The organism is Marinobacter sp. KM021, assembly GCF_050707965.1.
GTDB lineage: Bacteria > Pseudomonadota > Gammaproteobacteria > Pseudomonadales > Oleiphilaceae > Marinobacter > Marinobacter shengliensis.
On sequence record NZ_CP136129.1, the window covers coordinates 2,372,566 to 2,397,777 of the forward strand.

The 25,212-nt window shown below is 57.0% G+C and carries 23 protein-coding genes; 17 read left to right on the plus strand and 6 right to left on the minus strand.

The features are described from left to right. Positions 1-19: 19 nt before the first annotated feature. Complete coding sequence (locus tag RVM24_RS11125) at positions 20-718, minus strand: crotonase/enoyl-CoA hydratase family protein (protein WP_374812415.1); 699 nt, start codon at positions 716-718, stop codon at positions 20-22. Between the two features lie 129 nt (positions 719-847). Next, complete coding sequence (locus tag RVM24_RS11130; RefSeq protein ID WP_106694904.1) at positions 848-1,225, minus strand: hypothetical protein; 378 nt, start codon at positions 1,223-1,225, stop codon at positions 848-850. Positions 1,226-1,543: 318 nt separating this feature from the next. Here RVM24_RS11130 and RVM24_RS11135 point away from each other — a divergent pair, with 318 nt between their 5' ends. Together RVM24_RS11135 and RVM24_RS11140 are read left to right on the plus strand one after the other, a co-directional pair. Beyond that, positions 1,544-2,482, plus strand: a complete 939-nt coding sequence (locus RVM24_RS11135; RefSeq protein WP_374812417.1) for a sensor domain-containing diguanylate cyclase — start codon at positions 1,544-1,546, stop codon at positions 2,480-2,482. A gap of 346 nt (positions 2,483-2,828) precedes the next feature. Next, positions 2,829-7,358 (plus strand): DUF2272 domain-containing protein, encoded by a 4,530-nt coding sequence (locus RVM24_RS11140; protein ID WP_374812419.1) that lies wholly within the window; start codon positions 2,829-2,831, stop codon positions 7,356-7,358. Here the strand turns inward: RVM24_RS11140 and RVM24_RS11145 are convergent. After that, on the minus strand, positions 7,355-8,122 hold the full coding sequence (locus tag RVM24_RS11145) for a helix-turn-helix domain-containing protein (RefSeq protein WP_106694901.1): 768 nt from the start codon (positions 8,120-8,122) through the stop codon (positions 7,355-7,357). The two genes, RVM24_RS11140 and RVM24_RS11145, sit on opposite strands and share 4 nt — an antisense overlap. 154 nt (positions 8,123-8,276) lie before the next feature. Between RVM24_RS11145 and RVM24_RS11150 the strand changes: the two genes are divergently transcribed. From RVM24_RS11150 to RVM24_RS11170, 5 genes are all read left to right on the plus strand, one after another. After that, positions 8,277-8,546: a YiaA/YiaB family inner membrane protein gene (locus RVM24_RS11150; RefSeq protein WP_058092198.1), complete on the plus strand. Its 270-nt coding sequence runs from the start codon at positions 8,277-8,279 to the stop codon at positions 8,544-8,546. Between the two features lie 4 nt (positions 8,547-8,550). Next, positions 8,551-9,255: a PspA/IM30 family protein gene (locus tag RVM24_RS11155; protein ID WP_106694900.1), complete on the plus strand. Its 705-nt coding sequence runs from the start codon at positions 8,551-8,553 to the stop codon at positions 9,253-9,255. A 157-nt stretch (positions 9,256-9,412) separates the two neighbouring features. After that, a complete protein-coding gene (locus RVM24_RS11160; protein WP_374812421.1) occupies positions 9,413-12,646 on the plus strand; it encodes a carboxyl transferase domain-containing protein in 3,234 nt (1,077 codons plus the stop codon). 93 nt (positions 12,647-12,739) lie between these two features. After that, positions 12,740-13,513: a substrate-binding periplasmic protein gene (locus RVM24_RS11165; RefSeq protein WP_374812422.1), complete on the plus strand. Its 774-nt coding sequence runs from the start codon at positions 12,740-12,742 to the stop codon at positions 13,511-13,513. A gap of 96 nt (positions 13,514-13,609) precedes the next feature. After that, a complete protein-coding gene (locus tag RVM24_RS11170; RefSeq protein WP_106694897.1) occupies positions 13,610-14,353 on the plus strand; it encodes a substrate-binding periplasmic protein in 744 nt (247 codons plus the stop codon). A gap of 54 nt (positions 14,354-14,407) precedes the next feature. On the opposite strand, the gene RVM24_RS11175 is transcribed toward RVM24_RS11170, so the two are convergent. Further along, positions 14,408-16,087: a BamA/TamA family outer membrane protein gene (locus tag RVM24_RS11175; protein WP_374812424.1), complete on the minus strand. Its 1,680-nt coding sequence runs from the start codon at positions 16,085-16,087 to the stop codon at positions 14,408-14,410. A 149-nt stretch (positions 16,088-16,236) separates the two neighbouring features. On the opposite strand from RVM24_RS11175, the gene RVM24_RS11180 reads away from it, so the two are divergent. Continuing rightward, a complete protein-coding gene (locus RVM24_RS11180; protein WP_374812426.1) occupies positions 16,237-16,836 on the plus strand; it encodes a sterol desaturase family protein in 600 nt (199 codons plus the stop codon). On the opposite strand, the gene RVM24_RS11185 is transcribed toward RVM24_RS11180, so the two are convergent. Then, on the minus strand, positions 16,833-17,510 hold the full coding sequence (locus RVM24_RS11185; RefSeq protein WP_374812428.1) for an NAD(P)H-binding protein: 678 nt from the start codon (positions 17,508-17,510) through the stop codon (positions 16,833-16,835). The genes RVM24_RS11180 and RVM24_RS11185 overlap by 4 nt on opposite strands. A gap of 71 nt (positions 17,511-17,581) precedes the next feature. On the opposite strand from RVM24_RS11185, the gene arfB reads away from it, so the two are divergent. The 8 genes from arfB to thpR all read left to right on the plus strand — a co-directional run bounded on the left by arfB (position 17,582) and on the right by thpR (position 24,071). Beyond that, positions 17,582-17,995 (plus strand): alternative ribosome rescue aminoacyl-tRNA hydrolase ArfB, encoded by a 414-nt coding sequence (arfB, locus tag RVM24_RS11190; RefSeq protein ID WP_106694891.1) that lies wholly within the window; start codon positions 17,582-17,584, stop codon positions 17,993-17,995. A 170-nt stretch (positions 17,996-18,165) separates the two neighbouring features. Further along, the gene (locus RVM24_RS11195) at positions 18,166-19,011 is read left to right on the plus strand and encodes a DUF72 domain-containing protein (protein WP_106694890.1); all 846 of its coding nucleotides are present in this window, start codon (positions 18,166-18,168) and stop codon (positions 19,009-19,011) included. 66 nt (positions 19,012-19,077) lie between these two features. Continuing rightward, entirely contained in the window at positions 19,078-19,836 is a 759-nt protein-coding gene (fabG, locus tag RVM24_RS11200; RefSeq protein ID WP_374812430.1) for a 3-oxoacyl-ACP reductase FabG, read from the plus strand. Positions 19,837-20,110: 274 nt separating this feature from the next. Next, entirely contained in the window at positions 20,111-21,394 is a 1,284-nt protein-coding gene (gene codB, locus RVM24_RS11205; RefSeq protein ID WP_374812432.1) for a cytosine permease, read from the plus strand. Next, a complete protein-coding gene (locus RVM24_RS11210) occupies positions 21,394-22,050 on the plus strand; it encodes a PucR family transcriptional regulator (protein ID WP_286251276.1) in 657 nt (218 codons plus the stop codon). The genes codB and RVM24_RS11210 overlap by 1 nt, the downstream gene beginning before the upstream one ends. Beyond that, positions 22,047-23,303 carry a cytosine deaminase gene (gene codA / locus RVM24_RS11215; protein ID WP_374812434.1) on the plus strand — a complete coding sequence of 419 codons (1,257 nt, stop codon included), beginning with the start codon at positions 22,047-22,049 and terminating at the stop codon, positions 23,301-23,303. The genes RVM24_RS11210 and codA overlap by 4 nt, the downstream gene beginning before the upstream one ends. Before the next feature lie 11 nt (positions 23,304-23,314). Next, complete coding sequence (locus RVM24_RS11220) at positions 23,315-23,527, plus strand: hypothetical protein (protein ID WP_044383963.1); 213 nt, start codon at positions 23,315-23,317, stop codon at positions 23,525-23,527. A gap of 7 nt (positions 23,528-23,534) precedes the next feature. Beyond that, positions 23,535-24,071 carry an RNA 2',3'-cyclic phosphodiesterase gene (gene thpR, locus RVM24_RS11225; RefSeq protein ID WP_374812436.1) on the plus strand — a complete coding sequence of 179 codons (537 nt, stop codon included), beginning with the start codon at positions 23,535-23,537 and terminating at the stop codon, positions 24,069-24,071. 8 nt (positions 24,072-24,079) lie between these two features. Here thpR and RVM24_RS11230 read toward each other — a convergent pair whose 3' ends face one another. Then, positions 24,080-24,472 carry a DUF2784 domain-containing protein gene (locus tag RVM24_RS11230; RefSeq protein ID WP_374812438.1) on the minus strand — a complete coding sequence of 131 codons (393 nt, stop codon included), beginning with the start codon at positions 24,470-24,472 and terminating at the stop codon, positions 24,080-24,082. A 98-nt stretch (positions 24,473-24,570) separates the two neighbouring features. On the opposite strand from RVM24_RS11230, the gene RVM24_RS11235 reads away from it, so the two are divergent. Next, positions 24,571-25,185, plus strand: coding sequence for a TetR/AcrR family transcriptional regulator (locus RVM24_RS11235; protein WP_374812440.1), 615 nt, complete (start codon positions 24,571-24,573; stop codon positions 25,183-25,185). Positions 25,186-25,212: the final 27 nt, after the last annotated feature.

Here is a 25,212-nt window from a genome sequence, read left to right on the forward strand (position 1 = left end):
AGAAAGAGGTGGGCTCGGGTTAACCCATCAGATCAAAGTGAGCAGCGTCCTGTTCGATGCAACGGTCCAGCTGCGCCAGGTAATCGCCTTTCACCTTCAGCTTGGTTTGCTTATGCGCATTCAGGTTGAGCTGCTTCATCTGAGTTGCAACCGCTACCGCTCGCTCCATCAGCTGCTCAGGAGCCACCGCCTCATCCAGGAAACCAGCCGCAACGGCACCTTCCGGGTTAAAAATCTCGGCATTCACCACCGAACGGTAGAAATACGGCGCCGGCATACGGTGGCGGGCGATCTCGATACCAGCGTGGTGCATGGTCATACCGATAGCCACTTCGTTCAGGCCCAGCTTGAAACCGCCCTCTACGCCAATGCGGTAATCCACAGACAACAGGATAAACGCACCCTTGGCGATGGCATGGCCACTGCAAGCACCAATCACCGGGAGCGGGAACGCCGCCAGGCGACGGGTCAGGGTTGAGCCCACCTTCACCAGCGCCATTGCTTCTTTCGGGCCTTTCTGCATTTCTTTAAGGTCGTAGCCGCCGGAGAACATACCCGGCTGGCCAGTCAGAATCACAATGGCCTTGTCTTGCTCGGCCTGGTCCAGAGCGGCATTCAGCCCGGCAAACACGTCGTGGCTCAAGGCATTGGCTTTGCCGTTGTTCAGGCTGATGGTGGCAATGCCGTCGTTCAGTTCGTAGCTTACGAGTTCAGTCACCTGTGCATCCTCATCTACTGCGTTTTATTAAAGTGAGTGTTTGTTAACATCAGAATCCCAAGATTGTGGGCGATCTGGGGCATCAGGTAAAGCCCTGATCATCGCCATGCCACCGCCGCGCACCAACGGTCATGGCCGAACAATACCGCCCTGGGGCACCAGGCAATTCATCATCGAGATAGAGACATCCCGGAACATCGCCTCGGAGGTCACCCGGTCCGGGAAGTTGTCGTACACAGCCCGGCGGCAGGTGGACGTTCGGGATTGCGCACGCTTCTCGCAATCGTTAACTGCGTCACTGCCGGCAGGCTGCCCTATCGCCTGCGCGCAAACCTCCGGAATCTGGGTAATTGCCCAGTCCACCACGTCACTGCTTTTGGCAGGGTTAGCCTGAAGATTGGCAAAGCGGGCGGGATCGGTCGGATCAGAGGATTCCTGAGTCTGGCCCCAGAACACGTAGACGAGGGCAACAGACACCATGGCAACCGTAACAATGGGGAACTTCATTAACGCTTTCCGTTTATGCGGCGACAACGCCGGGTGATAGACATGCAGGCAGCCTACCCCAAGCGGCTTCGTCATGCATCACCCAAGGTTACGCACAGAATCTGTGGATAACTTTGTGCGTAGCGCAAGGATAGCCGGCCTGAGCCCAATAGAACCGGGGGTTCAAGCAATATGGCCGCAAAATGACCGGGTCATAATTTATCCACCGAAGAGTAGCTTCCCTCCAGACGCCAATGCCCTATACTGCGACATATCCCATACTCTCAAATCCATCCACCGAAGACTCCACCCCGAGTAGCCAAGCCTGGAGGTACGGTCGTGAAAAACAAACCTGAAGAACTGGCCACCGACAGCTCGGTCTACAAAACCCTGCTGGAGTCTACCAGGGCCATACCCTGGAAGATCGACTGGAAAACCATGAAGTTTGCCTATATCGGCCCCCAAATCGAAGCACTACTGGGCTGGACACCGGAAAGCTGGCAGAGTGTGGAAGATTGGGCCACCCGCATGCACCCGAATGACCAGGGCTGGGTCGTGGATTTCTGTGTCGCTCAATCCAAGTCAGGCATTGATCACGAAGCTGACTATCGGGCACTGCACAAAGATGGTCACTACGTCTGGATTCGGGATGTGGTGCATGTTTCCCGCGATGAGAATGGAGAGGTCGAAGCGCTGATCGGTTTCATGTTCGACATCAGCGAGCGCAAGAAAACCGAAGAAAAAGTCGTGGCCTTGCAAAAAAAGCTCGAGGAATATTCATTCCAGGACGGCCTCACCGGCGTAGCGAATCGCCGAATGTTTGATTCATTCATGGACGAGGCCTGGCATAGTGCCCTGAGAAACCATCAACCTCTCTCAGTGCTGCTTTTGGATATCGATAACTTCAAGCAATACAACGATCTTCATGGTCACTTGCAAGGGGATGAGTGCCTTAAACGTATAGCCAAAGTGCTCATGGGTGCTGCAACGCGTTCTAAGGACTTTGTTGCCCGTTTTGGTGGCGAGGAGTTTGTCATCGTTCTGCCGGAAACCAATCCTGCGGCAGCACTGAAAGTTGCCGAGCGGTGCCACCAACATCTCCTGCGAGAACAGATTGCCCATGGGAACAATAGCGCAAGCCAGCTGGTCACGCTAAGCATCGGCGTCGGCACAATCACACCGGCCCGAAATGATTCACTCAATGACTTTCTGGAGCTTGTGGATCAGCGCCTGTACGAGGCGAAACACCAAGGCAGGAACCGCATCGTGGCAGCCTGAAGCCACCACTCCACCGAAAAAGTCATGTAAGCCATGACGACACAACGTATTTTCCGACAGGGAATCGTTACAAAAAAATCCCGGTTCAACGTTTACAAATTCCGAGTCCAACACAACACTTGCCACTGAAGTCGTCAACCAGCAGCTGTAATCTGGTTGTTTTTTGTACGGAAAGCCATGCATCCACGGTCACCTTGCTTCGATATCTGGCCGTATGCTGAGGAACTGAACGACAAGGTTGTCTTGCCGCAGGGAAACGTCCAGCGGCACCGGTTGTATTGTCTGCATCGCCCGCCCGGCAAGGGGCCCACCCACCAGGATGCACAATCAACCGAAAGGACACATCATGCCCAATCAACTGTGGTTAAGGATTGAACCCGAAAAGGCCATCAACAGCGCAGACGCTGAATCGCTTCAGGTCCGTGTCAGCTACGAGATCTCGATCCAGACCGAAGACAAGCAGAATGATAGTCATCCTGCCAGCGACATTATCAGACTCGATCGCCATGCCAGTGCAGAAAGCAAACTCGAACCCGTCCTCCTGAGCAAGCCCATCCACGCGCGACTGGAAAGCCGACAGGGCCAGGAGCTGGCAGACCTGGGCGAGATTGATACCGGGCCCGGCAAGAAAGGGGAACCCGTCACCCTCGTCATTCCTGCAGAGCCCCTGAAGCATGCCCTTGAGCGCAACAACCCGGAGCAGCAACCGGTGCTGGAACGATCCGGTCGTTTTGTCACGCTTGGCCAGGTCGACAGCAGGTTCGATGACTATTCACTGAGTGTCGACCTGATCGATACCGAGGCAAAATATCAGGCAATTTCCAGTCTACTGGAACAAAACGCTGACAACGGCACCAACGCACGTTCAGCCGAAGTGGCTCTGGATACCCATACGGCCGGCCATCTCGGGGCATTGTCACTGACAGGCGCAGACCTCAAATTCGATGGCAGTTTTCATGTAAAGCGTCCCTTCAACGCCGGTACTGAAGCCAATGGCTGGATCTGGGTGTTGAACGGACCAAAGTTGATTGTCGGTTACCAGTCCGACGGCTCCGTTTATACCCCATTGCGGGACCTCCGCATCATGCTGCCCTGGCAAGATCCGGTGAGCGATGGCGAGGAACAGGTTAACGGATCGTGCTGCAATAATGGTCATCCGCCCCTGAACATGGACGAAGACAGCCTGCTGAACGATCCGGACCTGTTCAGCGACGACCCCGGCTCATTTTGTCGGCCTTTCAGCAACCCGGCCCGCATTCTGGGCGAACGCCGTTTTCAGACCGTCTTCCGGGTGGAGCAGCCTGAGATCGAATCCACCTCCAACACCAAACCGGATTACCGGGGACTGATCGCCCCCAGGGATGCCAATGAGTTCCGAATGATGTCCACCGCCATGGTGGCCAGCGAACAACCGGACAGTGAGGCCGCCGGCGTTAGCCGGGCCAGGTTCGCCATTGACACTGCCAGTCTGCAGCGTTTCCTGCCCAAAAACCCCGGCGTATTCATGCCGCCCATTAAAGCCATTGATTTCCTGCCACTGCCCAAACTCCCCTGGCTGAACAAGCGGCAACCTGTGAGCGCCCGAAACCCCATCGACTGGGACGGCGACACCACCAAATATCAGGCTCTTTCCGTGGCGGGTGGCCACATCATGGAATGGCGAGTGCAGTGGCGATCCAACGGCTATTCCCTGGGCGATGTGGCGCATACCCTTACCCTGGCACCACGGCAAACCCGCCGGATTGTGAAACTGGATTGGCGACGCCGCGAAGCGAGCATCCGGCGCGAGACCAGCCAGTTTGCGGAAGAGGTTTCCCAAAGCACGTTCAGCGACCGGGATTACCACAACGCCGTTCGCTCCAACCTGAACGAATGGAGCAAGGGCGGCAGCAGTTCCAAAACCACCGGTGTGGCAGGTGGCATCGGGTTTGCGCTCGGCCCGGTGGTGATTGGTGGTGGTGCCGCCCACGGCCGGGCCAGTTCCAGCAGCTGGCAACAGGGTGGCCGCAGCGTGTCGGCGGCAGAGGAACAAAGCCTGAGAGACGCCATCCGCCAGTTCGGTGATTCCTTGCGCCAATACGAATCCACAGTGGTGAACGAAGTCAGTCAGGACGAATCGATTGAAGGCGTTTCGGAGGTGGTCCGCAACCCCAACTACTGCCACTCCCTGACCGTCATTTACCATGAGATTCTCCGACATATCCGCGTAGACACTGTACTCGCCGGCGTGCGCGAATGCCTGTTTGTACCCTTCGCGATTCGGCCGTTTACCTTTTCCCGTGTGATTCGCTGGCGCGATGTGTTCGAGCGCTACCTGCAAAAGCGCGACCTGCGTTGGGCCTTGAAATACACCGAAGACATTCAGAACCACTGGCAGGGCTCCGATGTTCCAGCCGGCCCCCGCAAGGCCCAACCCCTGGAAAGCCTGACCGGAACCATTTACATCAAACTGGGCATCGAGCGCCCGCGAGACGAGGTGGTATCGGATCAGATCGACGACCAGCTAAGCGAAGAAGGTGCCGTCGGCGAGAAAATCACCACGCGGGTGTGGCAGGCCTACGCCAACATCCTCCCCATACCGGTAGGCCAGATTGTGGCCCGTATCCGTGGCTTCTCTGCCTCCCAGCGGGATGCCTATTTTCAGCGGGAAATCGCACCGGCGATGGCACGGCGATGGGTTGACCGACTGCGCCTGGACAGCCAGAACGGCGAACTCGAAGGCACCGATTTCACCCTGGTGGGCGAATACCGGTTCAACCGCACGGTGCGAGTTGATTTCAACGTGCCATCGGAGGCCCTGGCCGGGAACAAACGGGAGGATATCGCCAAGCTGATTCTTTCCGCCACCGAGCACCTACCCAAAGGTTCCGTGGCAAATGTGACCAGTGCGAACATTCATTTTCACACCAGCCATTACGAGCGACGTATCAGCTCACCACGGGGTACGGATGACCTGATCTCCCCTCCCGCCTGGGATGACAACGAAACCGATCGCCCGGCCCCGAGCGAGAGCGCCACGCTGTCTTTCCGGCCGTCTAACTGGGAAGAGCAGAATATGCGGCTGGAAGCTGAGAAAGCGAACCGCAAGTTACTGGAACACATTAACGACAACCTGCACTACTACCATAAGGTGATCTGGTGGACCATGGACAGGGACGAGCTGTACATGCTCCTGGACGGCTTCGCCATATCCCCCAGCGATGGTCGCTCGATCGCCTCCGTGGTTGAACGTGAACCCATTGCCATCATGGGCAACACACTGGTGTTCAAGGTGGCTGCTGGCGCGTTCCTGGGCATCAACGGCCATGAAAGCTATGAAGATGCCTTCCGCTACTACAAGGGCGAAGGCGCGCCGGCGATGCCCATGCGAATCAGCCTGCCCACCGATGGCCTGTACGCGCAGGCCATCATGGACGAGTGCAACGCCTGTGAAGAGCATGAAGGCTCAACCGACTGGGTGCTGAAAGATGAAGACCCGGCCCTGGCCGACTTCCCGGGCAACTTCTTTGATTCTCGCCGCAGCCAACCGCAAGACATGACCCCCACCAACATGCCGGATTCCATCATTAACCTGCAGAATGCGCCTGCCGCACCAGCCCCTCAGGGATTTGGCGACATTCTTGGAGCCGTGGCAAACAGCAACGCCTTCCGCGACATGGCTGGCCTTGAGGGCACCCAGAAGAACGCTTTGGGTGCGCTGAATTCGGCGGCCAACCTGGCCGGTCAGTTCGGCGGCTTTGCATTACAGACCCGACTGGCGGAACTGCAGGCAGAAAAGGACGCAGGCGCAAACTTTGACAAGAAACGCGCCGCCATAGACCGCGCCGTTGAAAAGGGTTCCATGTCAAAACAGGATGGCGAAGCGGCTTTGCGCAAACAGGCAGAGCAAATGGGGCAAAAAGCCGCCGATGGCGTCTCTGACCGCGCCAAATCCATTGTTGAGCAATTCGGTAAAGATCGGGATGTGTCGGTCACCGAGCAAGACGCTGGGGGCATTCGCACAGTGAGTGTGGGCAAGGGTTTGCAGCTCGCATCGTTCCGGCCAGATGCTGACGTTGAAGCCCTCGAACGGTCTCTGGCGAATCAAAAGATTATTGAGCGCTATAACCGCGGCACCGCCTGGAAACGGGACATTGTTGCCAACGCGGAAGCGGAGGAAACTGCCTGGACCAACGACGACGGGACCAAGAAGCAAGAAGGTACTGAATTGGCGAAGCTCCAGGATTACTTCGGAGCTATTGGCCAGTGGGCCGTGGATCAGTTCGCGGAGGACTCGCGAGACAATGAAGCCGCCTGGAGTGCCGCGTTTATTTCCTACGTCGTCAAGAACGCCGGCGTAAAGCCCAGCCATGGGTTCAGTCCCAGCATCCGGCACATGACCTACATTGTAGAGGCACTGGTGAACCGAAAGAACCGGGATCTGGACAGGCCGTTCTGGCTTTACAAAGCAGAAGACCTGTCACCTCAGGTCGGCGACATCCTCTGCAAGCCCTGGAACGAGACCCCTTGCGCCAATCTCACATTGGCCGGGCTGGAGAGCCAGTTCATCGAAAAGAAAGCCAGCGGCGAATACGCCATCAAAGGAACGCCAACCGGGCATTCCCACACCGATGTGGTCGTCCGGCGTTTCTCCGATGACGGGACCGATTACATCGAAACCCTTGGTGGCAACACCCGTGATCTGTCTGGCGTAGCTCACACCGTTGGCCGCCGACGTTGGCGCCTCAGTGCGAATGGCCGGGTAGACGCGTGTGTCGATCGCAATAACGAGGTAATCGAAGACTGCCCGCCATTTGCGTTCATCCGGATTGTACACCCGACAACGCAGCAACTGCTCGACGCAGCCGCCGATGAGGAGGGAGGAGTCAGTGTCTAATTCCGTGTAACACCGGGATACGCCTTCCTCGCCTCTGGCCGCCGGAGGCTTGCGAAGGCGTCAATTTCCCACGGCCGCATGGCCATCAGCAAGCTGACTCCGAAACGCTGTTCCAAAGGCAGAGCCAGGTCTTCCTCATGGCAATGACGAAACTCAAGGGCCAGACGTTTCAGTTTCTGTTGCACGGATTCGTTCGATTGGGGCGACAGCATACCGCTTACAAAAAGCCGCATCTCACCCGGCTGGTGGAATCGACATTTCAGGAAATCCTGCTGAACTTCCGTTTCAAAAAACCGCTGGATTGGCCCCCGGGGTTGCCAGGCGAAGTCGTGGCTGACCAGTAATTTGATTCGGTTACCGGGCAACAACTCCACCAGTCCCATGCGATCAAGCCGGGCCAGATAGCGGATTAACTCCGGCTCCTCTATCTGATAGTTCTGGAGTATCTCGCCAAACTGCCAGCGGTTCATGGCACACACCGCCACCAGCAACAGGCGCAGGTCAGACACCAGCTCCCGTTCCTGTTCTTCGCTCAGCTGTTCAACCCGGGGCTCGGGGGCCAGCTTGCGGACCAGATCGGTGATCTCCATCCCCATCAGTCCACATACCTGGTCCAGGCGCTTCAAGGAGAACTGACGATCTGAAAACAACCGTTTCACACTGGCCTCTGACAACGCCAGCGCCTGTGCCACATCCTGGTAGGTCAGCCCGTGTGCCCTGAGTTGGCGTTTCAATTCACTGACAATCGCGCTGGTTTGCGCCATAACCGTCCCCTTTCTTACCAGCCACTCAGCCAAACGTATCAATATACAATACCCAATGTATAGGACATTACTACCTTTATAGAAAACCTCGCCCGCCCTCCCTGGTTCACGCACAGTGGAGCCGTTCCAACAACAACGTCATCAGGAGTTAATCATGGACAGCGAACTCAAAAGCAATTCCGCCGGGTGGGTATTCTTTGTGAAGGTTTCCTTTGCTATCGCGCTTTTTGCGGCCGCCGCCGGCGTGGTGTTGGCACCGGTGGATCTGGTGCTCAAAGGCTACATGGCCATCAGCGCCCTGTTTCTTGTCAGCACCACCATCACGCTTTCAAAAACCATCCGCGACGAACACGAGCACCAGCGCATCGTCAACCGCATCTCCGAGGCACGCACCCATCAACTGCTGAAAGAATACGGGGAGTAACACCATGAGCATCTGGCGCAAACTGGACACCCTGTTCCGGGCATCGGCCCAGGAGCCGGTAGCAAAACTGGTGGATGCCAACGGTATCCGGATATTCGAACAGGAGCTGCGCGATGCAGAACAGGCCATCGCCCGCTCCAAGCGGGAACTCGCCTGCCTGATGGCGGAAAAAACCCGGCTGGCCAGGGACAACGAACACCTGAGGGCCACCATCGATAAACGGGAGCATCAGGTAACCGAAGCGCTGGAGAAGAACGAGGAAGAGCTGGCGCTGGAGCTGGCCAACCTGATCGCCGAAGATGAACCACTTCTTGAGCGCCAGCAACAGCAGCACGACAAACTGCAGCAGCAGGAAAACCGGTTGCGCAAACAGCTGCGGGACTCTGGCCGGGCGCTCAAGCATTTCCACAGTGAACTCCGGCTGGCCAGGGCCAACCGCCACGCAGAGCAGGTTAACCGCCAACTCCGCGGACACGCACGGGGGCTGAGCAGTCACATGGAAGACCTCAATCAATCCGTTTCCCGCATTCAGGCAAGACAGGCCGAAGCGGAGGATATCGAGGCGGCGTTGACAGAGCTGGACCGGGAACAGGAGGACGAAACCCTGGACTCGAAACTGAAAGCCGCCGGCATCAGCAACGGAAAGAGCAGTGGCGAACAGGTTCTCGCGAGAATTCGTTCGCGGTCCTCTGCAAACGCCAAAGGATGACCTCACCTCGCCACCGACAAGAACCCTATAAGCAGAAGCTCATCACTTCTGCTTATAGCTAACCTTCAATAAAATTCATTTGCCTCATCATTGCCCGCTTCCTAGGATGGAGACATCCAAAAACCAGAACAAGAACCTGTCTCCGGGATGAAGCGCCATGACGTTCAGATCTGTCCTAATCGCTAACCGCGGTGAAATCGCCATTCGCATTGCCCGCGCCTGCGGCGAGCTGAACATACGAACCGTCAGCGTGTTTGCCGAGGACGATTCAAACGGCCTGCATACCCGCCAGTCAGACGAATCCGTGCCCCTGAAAGGTCGTGGTGTGAAAGCCTATCTGGACATGGAACAACTGATTACCGTGGCCAAGGCCCACGAGTGCGACGCCATTCACCCCGGTTACGGATTTCTGGCGGAAAACGCCGAGTTCGCTCGCCAATGTGAGCAGGCAGGGTTGATGTTCATCGGACCGGCGCCGGATGTGCTGGAATTGTTCGGTAATAAATCCTCTGCCAGGGCCCTGGCAGAGCGCTGTCAGGTGCCCTTGGTCAACGGTATCAACAGCCCGGTTAGCCAGGAGGCGGCAGAAGCCTTTCTGGCCCAGCATGGCGCCCTGATGCTCAAGGCGGTTGCCGGTGGCGGCGGGCGCGGCATTCGCGCGGTGACCAGCAAGGGCGAGTTGGAACAAGCCTTCAGCCGCTGCCGATCTGAAGCACAAGCTGCCTTTGGCAATGGTGATCTGTATGTTGAACAACTGATTGCCCGCGCCCGCCATATTGAAATCCAGATTCTTGGGGATGGCACCGGCGCCGTCTCCCACCTGTGGGAACGGGACTGCAGCATCCAGCGGCGCAACCAGAAACTCATCGAACTGGCCCCGAGTCCGGGCCTCGACCCGGTGCTCCGGGACGAAATGATCAACTGTGCCCTGGTCATGGCAAAAGCGGTCAACTACCGAGGGCTCGGCACCTTCGAGTTTCTGGTGGACGAAGATCAACCCGGTCGGTTCTACTTCATGGAAGCCAACCCGAGGGTTCAGGTAGAGCATACCGTCACCGAGGAAGTCACCGGCATTGACCTGGTCCAGACCCAGCTGAAGCTTCTATCTGGCCAAACCTTATCTGAACTGGCCCTGGACACCCCGCCGGCCGTGCGCGGCGTGGCCATTCAGGCCCGGATCAACGCCGAAACCCTTCGTTCCGATGGCACCACCATGCCCGCAGCGGGCACGCTCACGGCCTATGAGCCGCCAACAGGGCCCGGCTTGCGGGTGGATGGTTCAGGTTATACGGGCTACGCCATCAATCCCGCCTATGACTCCCTGCTGGCGAAGCTGATCGCCCACGGCCCGGACTACCCATCGGCTCTTCGACGGCTTTATCGTGCTCTGTGTGAATTCCGACTGGACGGCGTGGCCAACAACATCGGACTGCTACAAAACCTGCTGCACCACCCGGCCGTCAAAGCCTGGCAAGTCAACACTCGATTCGTGGAAAACCAGCTTTCAGAGCTTGCCCCCTCAACGTCTGAAGGCAAGCACCCGAGGCATCACTTCGACAGAACAGAAGCGACGCACGACACAAAACTGAACACACCATCATTACCTGCCGGTGCCATCAGCATCGCAGCGCCCAGTGCAGGCACGCTCGCGAGTGTTGAGGTCCGGGAAGGCGACACCATTGCAGCGGGCCAAACCGTTGCCGTTCTCGAAGCGATGAAGATGGAATTCATCGTGCAAGCCGGGCAATCCGGTATCGTTCAAACCCTCCTCGCGGTGTCAGGCTCAACGGTAACTGAGGGTGAAGCTTTGCTGATCCTGGAACCCTCAGAGGTCAGCGATGACACCATTCAAACCGAGCAGACCATCGACCTCGATTACATCCGGGCTGATCTGGCGGAGGTCTTCCAGCGCCACGATGCGTTAACCGATGAGCATCGTCCCGACGCGGTCGCAAAGCGCCGCCGTACCAGTCAGCGAACGGCCCGGGAAAACGTCGAGGATCTGCTCGACCCAGACAGCTACAACGAATACGGGGCACTGGCGCTGGCTGCCCAACGGCGTCGCCGGTCGGTGGATACACTGATTGAACTAAGCCCCGCGGACGGGCTGATCACCGCCATCGGCACCGTCAACGCCGAGCGCTTCGGCGCCGCAGCCGCCGGTTGCGCCACAATGGCTTACGATTACACCGTGTTTGCCGGCACCCAGGGACTGGCAAACCACCGGAAAACGGACCGGCTACTTGCCCTGGCAGAACAGTGGCGATTTCCGCTGGTGCTGTTTGCCGAGGGTGGCGGCGGCCGCCCATCCGATACCGACACTAACGGCGTGTCACACCTGGATTGTCAGAGCTTTGTCAGCATGGCTCGGCTCTCGGGCAAGGTGCCAACCGTCGGGATTGTTTCCGGCCGTTGCTTTGCCGGCAACGCGGCCTTGCTGGGATGTTGCGACACCATTATCACTACCCGGAATGCCAACCTGGGCATGGCAGGTCCGGCAATGATAGAAGGCGGCGGCCTGGGCCGATATGCCCCCGAGGAGATCGGGCCGGTTTCCGTGATGGGGCCCAATGGCGTGATCGATGTGGTGGTCGAAAATGAGGCCGAAGCTGTCGCCGTGGCCAAGCAGTATCTGTCTTATTTTCAGGGCTCACTATCGGAATGGACCTGCGCAGATCAGCGCAGGCTTCGCCATCTGATTCCCGAGAACCGCATGCGCGTTTACGACATCCGGGAAGTCATCCAAACGCTCGCTGATGACGACAGCGTTCTGGAGCTCCGCCGCCAATTTGCGCCCGGGTTAATTACCGCGTTCATTCGAATTGAGGGCCGCCCCATGGGCCTGATCGCCAACAACCCTATGCATCTGGGAGGCGCCGTCGATGCTGCAGCGGGCGATAAGGCGAGCCGTTTCATGGAACTCTGCAACGCTCATAAGCTACCTATTCTGTCGTTGTGCGATACCCCGGGGTTTATGGTTGGGCCTGAGGCGGAAACACAGGCCACCGTGCGTCGCGTCTCCAACATGTTCCTGGCCGCAGCCAAACTATCGGTGCCCTTCTACACCGTGGTTCTGCGCAAGGCTTACGGACTTGGCGCACAAGCCATGGCCGCCGGCAGCCTGCTGACGCCCTTTTTCACGGCCGCGTGGCCAAGCGGAGAGTTCGGCCCCATGGGGCTTGAAGGGGCGGTGCGCCTGGGGTTTGCCAAGGAGCTGGCAGCCCAACCAGATGACGCAGCTCGCAAGAAGATGTTCGATGGCCTGGTCGCCAAGGCTTACGAACAGGGCAAAGCCATCAACGTCGCCAGTTATCTGGAAATCGATGCGGTCATAGATCCCAAGGACACCCGTGCATGGCTGGCAAGAGGGATCTTAGCGGCCGGACATTGAAACTGGGAATACCCGGAAAAGGCTGCTATTTTCTAAGTTAATCGCCTGCTTCCCGGCCCACGGTTATTCGCGGGCCGCTCCCGGAGCCTAGAAATGAAACGATACCTGACCATGCTGCTGGTATCGCTGTTTACATGGATTGAGGCAGTCACCGCAGATGATACACAACACCTGAGCATAGCGGTTGGTGACTGGCCGCCGTATTTTGATCAGGAGGCACCCGATCAGGGGATTGTCGCCCAATTGCTGCGAGATGTGTTTGCCGAGGAAGGCTTTACGGTCTCCTACCACTTCCTCCCCTGGAAGCGAGCTTACTATGAAGCCGCAATGGGCAAACACGATGCCACGGCGGTATGGATGCATGCGGAGGAACGTGAGCAGGACTTCACCTTCAGCGACCCGGTCCTCAAAGAGCGGTTCGTGGTTTTTCACCTGAAAGACCAGCCGGTCAGTTGGTCCAGGGTCGAAGACCTGTCTGACCTCAGACTCGGCGGCAGTATTGGTTACAGTTACGGTTCGGCTTTCGATCAAGCCGTAGAGGATGATCTGCTTAGTATTGAATGGGTCGCCAGTACCGTGCTGAATTTCCGCAGGCTCCTGTTCGACCGCATCGATGCGTTCCCCGAAGAGATCAACGTGGGCTATCACATTTTGCGTCGTGAACTTGACCCGGAGGAAGCCAGCCGCATTACCCACCACCCCCGCCCTCTTCTCGAGAACGAAAGTTTCGTGTTGTTTCCCAAAACACGACCAGACACCGCACAACTGACAGACCGCTTCAATGAACGACTGCAGGCGTTCCGTGATAGTGGCCGTTATAACCACTACTTCGAATCCCACAGCCAGGCTTCTGCTGGGTCAAACTGAAAATGTAAAGCCGGGGATTCCACAGTACCCGACTGGCTACACCTGCCATAACCTACCGCGCTCCAGAATTTCTCCCCCATAAGATGGAGCGTGTTCATGAAAGGGAAAATCGGGCTGATTGTTGCCCTCATGCTGACCTCAGGCTGCGCAACGGCCAACGAAGAACTCCGGATCTACACGGAACAATACCCCCCTTACAACATGACCACGAATGGTCAACCGTTTGCACACTCGGAACGGGATATCACAGGACTATGCACTGATGTCCTCAAGGCGGTACTCGAACAAAGCAGCCTGAAGTACAGCATCAAGCTGAGGGACCTGAGCTACGGAATCAACCGGAGCGAGCAACACCCCAATCATGGCATCTATTGCGTCTCCAAAACCGCTGACCGGGAGCCTGCGTTTGACTGGGTTGGACCACTAGCCAGTATCAAATGGACGCTCTTCGCGAAAGCCGGCACCACTATCCGACTGAGCAAACTGGAAGACGCCAAGAACTATCGCATTGGCGGTTATCGCGGCGATGTCATGACCACGTATCTTGAAGAGAAGGGCTTTAATGTGTCCGCCATCAGCACCAACGGCCTGAATGCCCGGCGCCTTGAGCAGGACCAGATCGACTTGTGGGTAGCCGATGGCCTGGCTGGCCCCTACCTTGCCGCAGATGCCTCAGATGTGACAGATCTGGAGCAGGTTCTGGTGTTCCGGGAAACCCCGATGTACCTGGCCGTGAACAAGAGCACAGACCCAGACATCCTCAAAGCCCTGAACCAGAGCTTCCAGGCACTGGTCAACTCAGGTGAAATCGAGACCATCTCCCGCGCTTACGGTTTTTGATTCTGCATCTCCCGGTGGCCCGTCTGCCACCGGGAGAGCCACCGTCAACCAGAATCAGAACCGGCTCCTCCCCCGCAGCAACACCTGTAAAGCATCAATGCTGTCGTCCCCATCCAGGGGAAACGCCAGATCAAAGTGCAACATTCTCTGTACTTCAACTCTGCTGGATGCCAACCTCAAGCCAACCCCAACATCCCTCAACACGCCACCGTCCGGCCCGTTACTCTGACCGTCAGCAAACCAGGCGCGGCCAGCATCAACGAACACAACCCCGCCCATCCGAAACAACTTGAAAGGATGCCAGTCGGGGAAGTACCGGCGCTCGAGTGTCCACAAAACCCTTCGGTCCCCTTGCTGGTATTCACTGGGATAGCCACGAAGCCCGTTTTCACCTCCAATCAACAGTTGTTGGTCGGCGGTCAGGTTACGAGCAGCGGTAAACGCAAGACTCGTGTACCAGCCGGTCCAACGAACGGACCCACCGTGAAAGTACTCCAGGCTGAGGGTGCCCAGGAGATTCTCCACGCGTTCTTGATCGAGCCGATAGGTGCCGCTCTGATTCAGGCCGTAGCTGGCGTAGTTGGTTTCCGTCGCCAGCAACGAGTCCTGAAAACTCATGTTCAGAACAACCCGATCTTCCGTTGCCCCCAACCCTGAGCCTGAATAACCCAATTCCGTGCGCCACAAGAAACCATCCCGAACGTCTTCAACCCGCTGTAAACGGGTCAGGTTGGTCATCTCGCGAAAACGGTTCTGGCGGTAATCAAAACCAATCCATGGATAGCTCAGGGTTCGATCATCCGGCAACACATCCAGGGCAGGCTGATCAGGTAACGACTGAAATCCGAACGCCTCGTAGCGATACCCCGCCAGCAGGCGGAGCTGCCGCTCGTTGCGCTCAGCCAGGCGCCATCCGCCATCAACACTGAAATACTCCCGGCTACGGCGATAATCGGCGATGGCTTGCGCCCCCACGTAACGGGACTCCTCCCGGACATCGTCCACGCCAGCCAAGCCAAAGCGCCAGTTGGTGCGCTCGCTGAAAAATGGCCGTTCCAGATAGGCGCTCCGCCCCCTCCCATCACTGCGGTCATCGTAGGAAAAACCCGCCTGCCAGTGAGAGCCAGCGACATTGGGATCGTCCACAAACAAACTGGTTTCGGAGCGGTCCGGGTCCTTGGTGTAGGAAATTCCCAGGCTCTTACCGGAACCCAGGAAGTTCGGATCGGAGATGCCCGCATTGGTGGTATTCTCGCCACCGGATCTGGTCAAACCCAGGGTTGGCAGTAGTGTCCAGGTATCCCGCGCCAGAACACTCACCTCCACCTCATCCCCACAAAGGCGGGTAACCCCCACCCAGGCCGCTGTCAGATATTCCCGCTGCCGCAAGACCCGCTCAGACTCTTCCAGCAACCCGGGACTGTAGATGTCGCCCTCAAAAAACACCAACTGGGAACGAAGGGCCGACTCCCAGGTCGGTGTGTTGAGTGTATTGAGGGCGCGGTAAAGGAAGTTATCCTGCTTTGGGTCGCTGGTATCAAAAATGGGGCGCTGAATGATTCGAATGCTGCCAATTTTCGCACCCGGGGGAATCACGAGATTGCTCTGGCGCGCCAGCTGATCCCGTGGTTTGTCCAGATCAATCATTTCCGGCTGGATGTCACTGACAGTACACGCCTCGTCTGGCGACTCGGCCCCGAGTGCAGGACCGGCCAGAATCAGACTGGTCGCCAACAGCCCCCTCCGGCAAACGATCACTGCTTTGCTGACTGCCCGTACTGTCATATCCCGCCAATGAAACCGCCAACCTGGCGCAAATTAATAAAAGGATTCATCCGAAGCTATGACAGGATAGAACAACAATCACAAAAAGAGGCCAGACCATGATTGGTTTTCCCATCGCCCTGATCTTTGCCAACGGCTTCGAATGGTACGCCCACAAGTACATCCTGCATGGCACGCCCAGGCCTGGGCAGCCGCGCTACAGCCCAATCCCCAAATCCATGAAGAGCCACTGGCAGCACCACAAAATCGTGCGCACCACCGATTACCAGGATGATGGTTACGCGGAAGGCCTGAGCAACTGGCGCACCCGGGATGAAGTTATTTCTTTGCTCAAGCTCACCGCCATTACCTCCCTGGCGATGCCGGTGGCCCCGTTTTTTACCCTGGGCACCTACTACGCCGCTGCTCGTTATTTTTACGTACACCGGCGCTCTCACCTGGAACCGGAGTGGGGTAAAAAAGCGATACCCTGGCACTACGACCACCACATGAACACCAACCAGGATGCCAACTGGTGCGTAACACGCCCCTGGTTCGACTACATCATGGGCACCCGGGTAATCGCCAACGAGGCCATGGCCGAGTCTAACCCGCTGGGCATTCGTTTACCCGAGATCGTTGAAAAGCCACTGAACCAAGCCTGCCGAAGGCTCTTTCCAAAGCGCTTCGAAAGGTTGAATCAAGGGCAGCTCGTTTAACTCTTTGTGGCCAATCTCCGGATATCGTCGTACTCCCGAACCTTAATTGCGGCTCGGGAGTTTTCGGCCCCGGTAAACTCGATTAGCTCATTCACCATCGCCTCGGCAACTGTCTCCGCCTCGATGGCGCGATACTTGTGCAGTGGTCCAATCAATGCGCGGTTGGCCAGCGGCATTACGGCCATCCCCAACGCTTCACCGGTACGGTGTTCCTTCCTGTCGCCCAGCAACAAGCTTGGGTGATAAATGGCAAGATAATTGAACCCAAGACCTCGCACCGCATCCTCCAGCTCGCCTTTCACGCGACTGTAGAAAACCGTGGACCGGGACGAGGCCCCTATGGCAGACATCAGGATCAATCGGTTCACGCCCGCCGCCTTGGCTAGTTTGGCCGCCCTATAGGCGTAATCGTAATCCACCTTACGGAATGCTTCTTGCGAGCCCGCTTTCTTGATCGTGGTGCCCAGGCAGCAGATCAAGGCATCAACCTTGAAGATAGCAGCATGGGACTCCAGGGTCTCAAAGTCGACTACATGCTCCGCCAGCTTCGGGCTATCAATACCCAGTGAACGGCGCACCGGCACCACCACGGATGAGACACCGGTGTGCTTTAGCAACTTTTCGACCACCAGGCGCCCGGTCAGGCCTGTGGCTCCCAATACCAGAACGTTCATGACATACCCCTGAAAATTGATTAGGCTCACCGTAACACCAGAATCCACTTTCTGCAGTTAAATGGAAGCCCATGCTGAAAATCTCCAACGCCGTTGAACTGGCGGACTGGGAAATTGAGATCACCCAGATACGCGCGCAAGGCGCTGGCGGGCAAAACGTCAACAAGGTGGCATCCGCCGTTCACCTCCGCTTCGACATCCTCAACTCCAGCTTGCCGCCTTTCTACAAGGAACGGCTGATGGCATTATCAGATCAGCGCATCAGTAAAGACGGCATCATCGTGATCAAAGCCCAGTCTTTCCGAACTCTTGAACTAAACAAGGAGGATGCGCTGGAGCGACTGAAAGAGCTCATTCAGGAAGCGGTAAAACAAAAGAAGGCCCGGCGCCCAACCAAGCCTACCAAGGGGTCACAACGGCGGCGAGTGGACAGTAAAACGAAAAAGGGCAAAACCAAGGCGCTCCGGGGAAAAGTTCAGCTTTGACGGTCTGTTTTACCCACAACATCTGTGGATAACTTTGTTAGGAACGAAAGGATAGGCAGTGCAAACCCTTTAACCACAAGGGCTGGTGGAATGCGTAGGTTATTTGATCAACCGGTTCATCCGCCCGCCTTAAGTGATCAATTTATCCACAGCACAGCAACGGAAGAGCGATGGCATTGCCCTACTTTATTGGCTGCCCTCAATGGCAAGACCCGAACTGGAACAGCCAACTGCCACCCGCCGGCACGCCTCTGGCACGATATGCCCGGGTATTCAACACCGTTGAGGGCAACACCACCTTTTACGCCAGCCCCAGCCGCGAACAGTGCCAGCTATGGCGGCAGCAGGTTCCGGACAACTTTCGATTCCTGTTCAAACTGCCTAAAGCCATCACCCACGAACGCTTCCTGAGCGGCGCTGACGATGAACTCGAGGCCTTTCTGTCGCTGATTGAACCGCTAAATGATGTGCTTGGCCCCATGTTGCTGCAACTACCAGCAGGCTTCGGCCCGGAGCGGCTGGATCAACTCTGGCGCTTTCTGGATACCGCACCGGAATTTCTGGACTGGACCGTAGAAGTTCGGCACCCGGCGTTCTTTGCCAAGGGTGAGGAGGAGCGTGCCCTGAATCAAGGCTTGCGGGCCCGCAAGCTCGCCCGGGTTGTACTGGATAGCCGGGCGCTGTTCTCGGCAACGCCCGACTGCGAATCAACCGTCGATGCCCAGCGCAAGAAGCCCCGAGTTCCGGTGCACATCCTCCCCAGCGATGCATCGCCGGTGATTCGCTACATAGGGCATCCCGACCTTGAGACCAACCGGGCATTTCTCGCACCCTGGGTGCAGCGAGTGGCAGCCTGGGTAGCGGCTGGCACTCAGCCCTATGTCTTCATGCACATGCCCGACAACGGCCACGCAGTGGCACTGGCCTCGCTCTGGACGGAGCTTCTGCGGGAAAAGCTTCCGGAGCTGGAGCCTCTGCCAGTGAACGTTTCAACGCCGCAAATCGGGCTGTTCTAGAAGCTCGAGACAACTTCCACTAAGCTCTATCGAACAACGCGTAATCTGAGCACAAGGAGAAGATATATGTTCAGCCTGGAAAATCGTGTCGCACTGGTGACCGGTGGAGAACATGGTATCGGCAAAGGTATTGCCGGGGTGCTACATAAAGCCGGAGCCAAAATCGTGATTGGCGGTATTGATGAAGCAGCCGGCCAGCAAGTAGCCAACGAACTTGGTGGGCTGTTTCTAAAGCTGGACGTGACACGGCAAAGTGATTGCCAATCTGCGATTGCCGAGATTGAAAAGCAGTTCGGGCAGTTGGACATACTGTGCTCAAACGCCGGCATTTTCCCGCAGGCCAACCTGGACGAAATGACCGAGGCCCAGTGGGATCAGGTACACAACGTCAACTTGAAAGGCACGTTCTTCATCGTACAGGCTGCCATGGCACACATGAAGAAACGGCGTTACGGCCGCATCGTGCTGACATCTTCCATCACCGGCCCGGTCACTGGCTTCCCGGGCTGGAGCCATTATGGCGCCAGCAAGGCAGGCCAACTGGGGTTCATGCGCAGCGCTGCCCTGGAAGTGGCCAATAGCGGCATCACCATCAACGCGGTGATGCCCGGTAACGTGCTGACAGAAGGTCTTCAGGCGCAGGGAGAGGAATACCTCAACCAGATGCGTGCTGCCATTCCCACCCATACGCTGGGAACCCCTGACGACATAGGCCACGCCGCCTGTTTCCTGGCCTCCGAGGAGGCCCGCTACATCACCGGGCAGCAAATCATTGTTGATGGCGGGCAGGTTCTACCCGAATCTCCGGACGCAATTCCGGGTTGACCTTCACGGCACACTACACCGAAGGTTTTAGCTACGTGACATTAAAGCCCGTAGGGAGTCCCTGGCGGACTCCCGGTGCACCATAATTATGCCCGCTCCCCAAAACCGCACCAACTCCACGCAAATCTGCTAATCCATACCTGCTTCAGCACCACCTTTTGTGCACTTTGCACAAGCTCAGCCCGATGGTTACTCACTTTTATGCCAACAAACCACAAATGGCATAAACGTTGCGAACACTCCATATGTTGATAGACAACTCGGAGTGAACCTCATGGCAACCCAAACAAGCTCACAAGAACAGGACTACCCGCTTGGCCCGGTACCACTGGATAAACGAAAAAGTGTCTGGTCTATGGGATTGGTGCTTCTCGGCTTTACCTTCTTCACCGCCACCATGTGGGCCGGCGGCAGTGTCGGGGTCGCCTTTGATTTCCCTACCATGTTGATGGTGCTCGCCGCCGGTAATTTGCTGCTAGGAATTTATGCCGCCATGCTTGGCTATATCGCGGCAAAAACCGGGTTGAACACCGCCTTGATGAGCCGGTTTACCTTTGGTGAGCTGGGCAGCAAACTCTCCGACTTCATTCTTGGCTTCACCCAGATTGGCTGGTACGCCTGGGGAACGGCCACCATGGCGATACTTCTGGTCAAGCTGACAGGCATGCCCGAGGGCATGACCACGCCTTTGATGATTCTGTTCGGTTTTGCTTTCTGCGTAACGGCATTTATCGGCTATCGGGGTCTGGAATGGCTATCTCGGGTGGCGGTACCCGCCATGATCATTCTGGTCGCCGTGAGTATGACGATTGCCACATCGGATGCCGGCGGGCTTAGCGGTTTGCTGTCCATCACGCCAGCCAGCGAGATGACCGTAGCGGCTGCCATTACCCTGGTATTCGGCACCTTTGTCAGTGGCGGAACACAGGCCACCAACTGGACCCGCTTCGCCAAATCAGGCAAAACGGCCGTCATTGCCACACTATTGGCATTCTTCCTGGGTAACGGCCTGATGACCCTGATCGGCGCCTTTGGTGCCCTGGTTTATCAACAGGCAGACATTGTCGACATTATGGTGGCGCAAGGACTGGCAACGCTGGGTATCCTGATGCTGTTCCTTAACCTGTGGACCACCCAGGACAACACCGTCTATAACTTTGCCGTGGCCGGCTGCAACCTGGTCCGCACCCGCAGCCGAAAACTGGTCACTGTTGTGGGCGCCGGCATAGGCACGGTTCTGGCCGTGATGGGCATGTATCAGTGGCTGATTCCCTTTCTTGTACTGCTGGGTACGTTTATCCCGCCCATCGGCGGTGTCATCATGGCCAGTTACTTTATTGGCTATAAACGCCAATACCCGGATCTGGCTACCGCATCACTACCTGCGTTCAACCTGCCTGGCCTTGCCGCTTACGCAATCGGCTCCGCCGCTGCCTATAGCTCACCCTGGATTGCACCAATCGTCGGCGTACTCGTAGCCGCTTTGAGTTACAGCGTGATTCTGGTGGTCGGCCAGGCAGTACGTGAACGGCGGGCACTGGTTATGGGAACCGCCTGATGGCACTTCGCTGCAACGACATTCCGGGACTTCCCGGGCTCGACGCAATTCGGCTGCGAGGTGGCAGTGCAGCCGCCACCAACCCGGTACGCTGGCCCTACCTCGCGGAGAATCGCTCCTTCAAAGACTGGGTTAAAGGTGGCGAACTGGTATTTGTAACCGGCATCAGCCGCCATCGCAGCCCACAGAATCTGGCGGAATGCCTGTATGAGGGTAAGCAGTGCAACGTAGCCGGGCTGGTGGTTCTTACCGGGGATGCGTACATTGGTCAGCTACCCAAAACACTGTGCGCACTGGCCGACGATCTGGCACTGCCATTGTTTGAGCAGCCCTATTCTTTGCCGATGGTTGAAGTGACTGAAGTCATCGGCAGGGCTATTGTGATGTCAGAACATACCGGCACTGAATCATTTGATGCCGACAACCTGGCCAGCTCGACCGACCTCATAGAGGCGTGGATCCAGTGCCTCGGTAACCAAAGCGCCATGGCAAAGTTGCTGGGCTGCCATCGGAATACCATTCGCAACCGAATAAACCAACTCACCGACAGCCTATCGCGGGAAACTGACAAAGCAGACGTTTTCAAATCCAGGCTATTGGCCCATCTGCTTTTAAAGCCTGCACCATCTGCGCAGCAGAATCAGGAGACGAAATGACCAAATCACTGAATGCTATCGTTAATGCCCGCTTACCGGGCAAGGAGGGCCTGCATAAACTCACCATTGCCGATGGTCGTTTTACAGACATACACCCAGTACCTGTACAAACTCCCGCCGGAAACAACGAACTTGATGCTGCCGGCAACCTGGTTACCCCGGCATTCGTTGAGCCTCACATTCACCTTGATGCTGCCATGACCGCAGGTGAACCAAGATGGAACCAGAGCGGGACCCTGTTTGAAGGCATCGAGTGTTGGGCCGAGCGCAAGGCGATGTTGTCCCGTGAAGATGTCATCAACCGAGCCACCGAAACCCTCAAGCTGTTTGCTGCCCACGGTATTCAGTATGTTCGTACGCATGTCGACGTTACCGACCCCAGCCTGACAGCCCTCAAAGCCATGCTGGAAGTTCGCGAGCAGACAGCCGGATTGGTTGATCTTCAAATCGTGGCGTTTCCACAGGAGGGCATTCTCTCCTTCAGGAATGGTCGAGAACTGATGGAAGAGGCTGTGCGGTTGGGCGCCGATGTGGTGGGCGGCATCCCCCACTTCGAGTTCACCCGGGATTACGGCGTTGAGTCAGTGCGCTGGCTGATGGAACTGGCCCACAAGAACGACCGACTGGTGGACGTGCACTGCGATGAAATCGACGACTCGGAATCCCGGTTTCTGGAAGTGCTCGCCGCCGAAGCCCTGCGCCTGGACTACGGCTCAAGGGTAACGGCCAGCCACACCTGTGCCATGGGTTCGTACAACGATGCCTATTGCAGCCGCCTGTTCCGCCTGCTGAAAAAATCCGGCCTGCGGTTCCTGTCCATGCCTACCGAAAGCCTTCACCTGCAAGGCCGTTTCGACGGCTACCCGAAACGCCGCGGCCTGACCCGCGTACCAGAACTGCTGGACGCCGGCCTGAAAGTCGCCTTCGGTCAGGACTCCATCCGCGACCCCTGGTACCCCATCGGCAATGGCAACATGCTGCGCACTCTTGATGTAGGGTTGCATGCCTGCCACATGCTCGGTATGAGCCAGATCGAGCGATCCCTGGAACTGATTACCGACAACGGTGCCGCTGCGCTGGATCTGAAAGAGTACGGTATCGCCAAAGGACTGCCGGCACGGTGCATTGTTCAGCAGGGTCAAACGCCTTATGAGGTTTTGATGGGACAACAACCGGTACTGGCGTCTATTCGGGATGGGAAATTGCTGATCAAGAGGGATATCATCAAGTACGATACTGACCTGTGCCTTTGAGGAGAATGCCAATGATTGACGAGGACACCCTGACAGCACTGAAAACCGCGTTCACCTTCATGCCCCAGCCGGTCGAGATCAACCGCTACGAATACGGCGACGACGCCGACCGCATTCTGGCGCAGGTGAACTTCGTCCGGGAGGTACTGGTCAGTCACGGCATTGACCCGGAGGAAGTCGCCGGCGAGATTAATCCGGACACTTCCCCCAACTCCTGTTACTGAACGCCTTATGCCAAGGCTGTTTTTCGGGCTTGAGATTCCCGAGGCCATCAAGACGAGCCTCCTGCAAATCAAAACACAAGTGGCGGGAGCCCGTTGGCAAAGCCGCGGGCAACTGCACCTGACCCTGGCGTTCCTTGGCCAGGTAGAAGATCAGCAGGTGGCCGTGGCCCGTGATCTGGCGAGGGGAGTTACCCAATCGGCCTTTGAGCTTAATGTGCAGGGGCTGGGGTGTTTCGGTTCTCCGGAAAAACCCAAGATCCTCTGGGCGGGCGTATCTCCGGAGAATGAACTCAGAGAGCTCCAGAAAAATCTGGCAACCGCGTTGACCGACAACGGGTTCACACTCGAAAACCCGAGCTTCAAACCGCATATCACGCTTAGCCGTTTTCGACATCCGGCGGGTTCGGTGGCCTCGCTGCTTGAAAGCCACCAAGGCACCCTGTTTGGATTGATGCCGGTTCAAGACTTCGTACTTTACAAGAGCACACCTGGGCCAGGAGGCTCCGTTTATACCGTTACTGAGCGGTTTACCTTGCAACCCTGATACTGCTTTCAGCGTCGGGGCTTTACCAGAAACCAGCTTGCCACAACCAACGTCCCAAACAGGGTATAGACCAGAATAAAAACCCAGTCCGGCGCGTTGTAGTACAGAATGGTTTCCAGCCAGTGCTGAATGAACGAGCCCTCATAACCACCCTGCCCGGCCTTGGCTCGCAGTTCCATTTCCCAGATCGTCAGCGGGCACAGCACGCCAAGCCAGGCCTGAAGCACGACAATACCAATAACCACAAGGTGGCTTAGCCGGAACCAGAGATTTCGAACCCAATGCCACTGGCGAAAGTAACCGACCAGGGTAGCCACCAGACCAAAGATGACAAACACAACCAACAGGGTGTGAAACACTAGCAACAAGTCTGCAAGTATCTGAAACCACTGAGCGTTCATAAACACCTCCCTCAGCACCGAACCCGCCCCACAAACCGCGACAACCGGCAGAAGATTTCTCTAGAATAACCTTCTAAATACCATGACATGAGAAACCCATGCCGCTGGACGCTTTTGACCGTGTTTTACCCGGTGCCCGCAAAGCCAACAAACGCCATATACTTCGCTGCGCGCTGACCTGCTTTCTTGAGCACGGCCTTGAATCCACCACCATTGATATCATCCGCCAGCGTTCCGGGGCCAGTGTTGGCACCCTGTACCACCATTTTCACAACAAAGAGGGCCTGGCCGCAGCGCTGTTTTTCACGGCCCTGGACGATCACAGGGCAAACGTATGGCCAGAGATAGAAGCCGCAGGTACCACTCGACAGGTTATTGAAGCGCTGGTTACCCGTTACATGGATTGGGTTACCAACGAGCCGGAACTTGCTCGCTTCATGTTTCTGGCGCGGGCCAGTGTGGCAGCAGGCCCCTACCGGGAGGAACTGACGCAAAGGAACCGTGAGCAATACGGTGTGATTCACCGTTGGCTGGCTGAGGGTCAAAGCCAGGGCGACATTCGATCCCTGCCACGGGAAACCTATGCCTCCCTGCTGCTTGGGCAGGCTGAGAACTACTGTCGGGCCTGGCTGGCCGGACGGGTGCCAACGCCGCCTTCAGAACACACCATGCTCTTTGCAGAGGCCGCCTGGCGAGCTCTCTCAAAAAACTAGAATATTATTCTAGAAATAAATTCCAAA

What these genes read in the sequence shown, in the direction of transcription:
- RVM24_RS11130 (WP_106694904.1), bottom strand. Translation starts at nt 1,225, where the DNA reads ATGAAGTTCCCCATTGTTACGGTTGCCATGGTGTCTGTTGCCCTCGTC.
- RVM24_RS11140 (WP_374812419.1), top strand. Translation starts at nt 2,829, where the DNA reads ATGCCCAATCAACTGTGGTTAAGGATTGAACCCGAAAAGGCCATCAAC.
- RVM24_RS11145 (WP_106694901.1), bottom strand. Translation starts at nt 8,122, where the DNA reads ATGGCGCAAACCAGCGCGATTGTCAGTGAATTGAAACGCCAACTCAGG.
- RVM24_RS11150 (WP_058092198.1), top strand. Translation starts at nt 8,277, where the DNA reads ATGGACAGCGAACTCAAAAGCAATTCCGCCGGGTGGGTATTCTTTGTG.
- RVM24_RS11155 (WP_106694900.1), top strand. Translation starts at nt 8,551, where the DNA reads ATGAGCATCTGGCGCAAACTGGACACCCTGTTCCGGGCATCGGCCCAG.
- RVM24_RS11160 (WP_374812421.1), top strand. Translation starts at nt 9,413, where the DNA reads ATGACGTTCAGATCTGTCCTAATCGCTAACCGCGGTGAAATCGCCATT.
- RVM24_RS11165 (WP_374812422.1), top strand. Translation starts at nt 12,740, where the DNA reads ATGAAACGATACCTGACCATGCTGCTGGTATCGCTGTTTACATGGATT.
- RVM24_RS11170 (WP_106694897.1), top strand. Translation starts at nt 13,610, where the DNA reads ATGAAAGGGAAAATCGGGCTGATTGTTGCCCTCATGCTGACCTCAGGC.
- RVM24_RS11180 (WP_374812426.1), top strand. Translation starts at nt 16,237, where the DNA reads ATGATTGGTTTTCCCATCGCCCTGATCTTTGCCAACGGCTTCGAATGG.
- RVM24_RS11185 (WP_374812428.1), bottom strand. Translation starts at nt 17,510, where the DNA reads ATGAACGTTCTGGTATTGGGAGCCACAGGCCTGACCGGGCGCCTGGTG.
- arfB (WP_106694891.1), top strand. Translation starts at nt 17,582, where the DNA reads ATGCTGAAAATCTCCAACGCCGTTGAACTGGCGGACTGGGAAATTGAG.
- RVM24_RS11195 (WP_106694890.1), top strand. Translation starts at nt 18,166, where the DNA reads ATGGCATTGCCCTACTTTATTGGCTGCCCTCAATGGCAAGACCCGAAC.
- fabG (WP_374812430.1), top strand. Translation starts at nt 19,078, where the DNA reads ATGTTCAGCCTGGAAAATCGTGTCGCACTGGTGACCGGTGGAGAACAT.
- codB (WP_374812432.1), top strand. Translation starts at nt 20,111, where the DNA reads ATGGCAACCCAAACAAGCTCACAAGAACAGGACTACCCGCTTGGCCCG.
- RVM24_RS11210 (WP_286251276.1), top strand. Translation starts at nt 21,394, where the DNA reads ATGGCACTTCGCTGCAACGACATTCCGGGACTTCCCGGGCTCGACGCA.
- codA (WP_374812434.1), top strand. Translation starts at nt 22,047, where the DNA reads ATGACCAAATCACTGAATGCTATCGTTAATGCCCGCTTACCGGGCAAG.
- RVM24_RS11220 (WP_044383963.1), top strand. Translation starts at nt 23,315, where the DNA reads ATGATTGACGAGGACACCCTGACAGCACTGAAAACCGCGTTCACCTTC.
- thpR (WP_374812436.1), top strand. Translation starts at nt 23,535, where the DNA reads ATGCCAAGGCTGTTTTTCGGGCTTGAGATTCCCGAGGCCATCAAGACG.
- RVM24_RS11230 (WP_374812438.1), bottom strand. Translation starts at nt 24,472, where the DNA reads ATGAACGCTCAGTGGTTTCAGATACTTGCAGACTTGTTGCTAGTGTTT.
- RVM24_RS11235 (WP_374812440.1), top strand. Translation starts at nt 24,571, where the DNA reads ATGCCGCTGGACGCTTTTGACCGTGTTTTACCCGGTGCCCGCAAAGCC.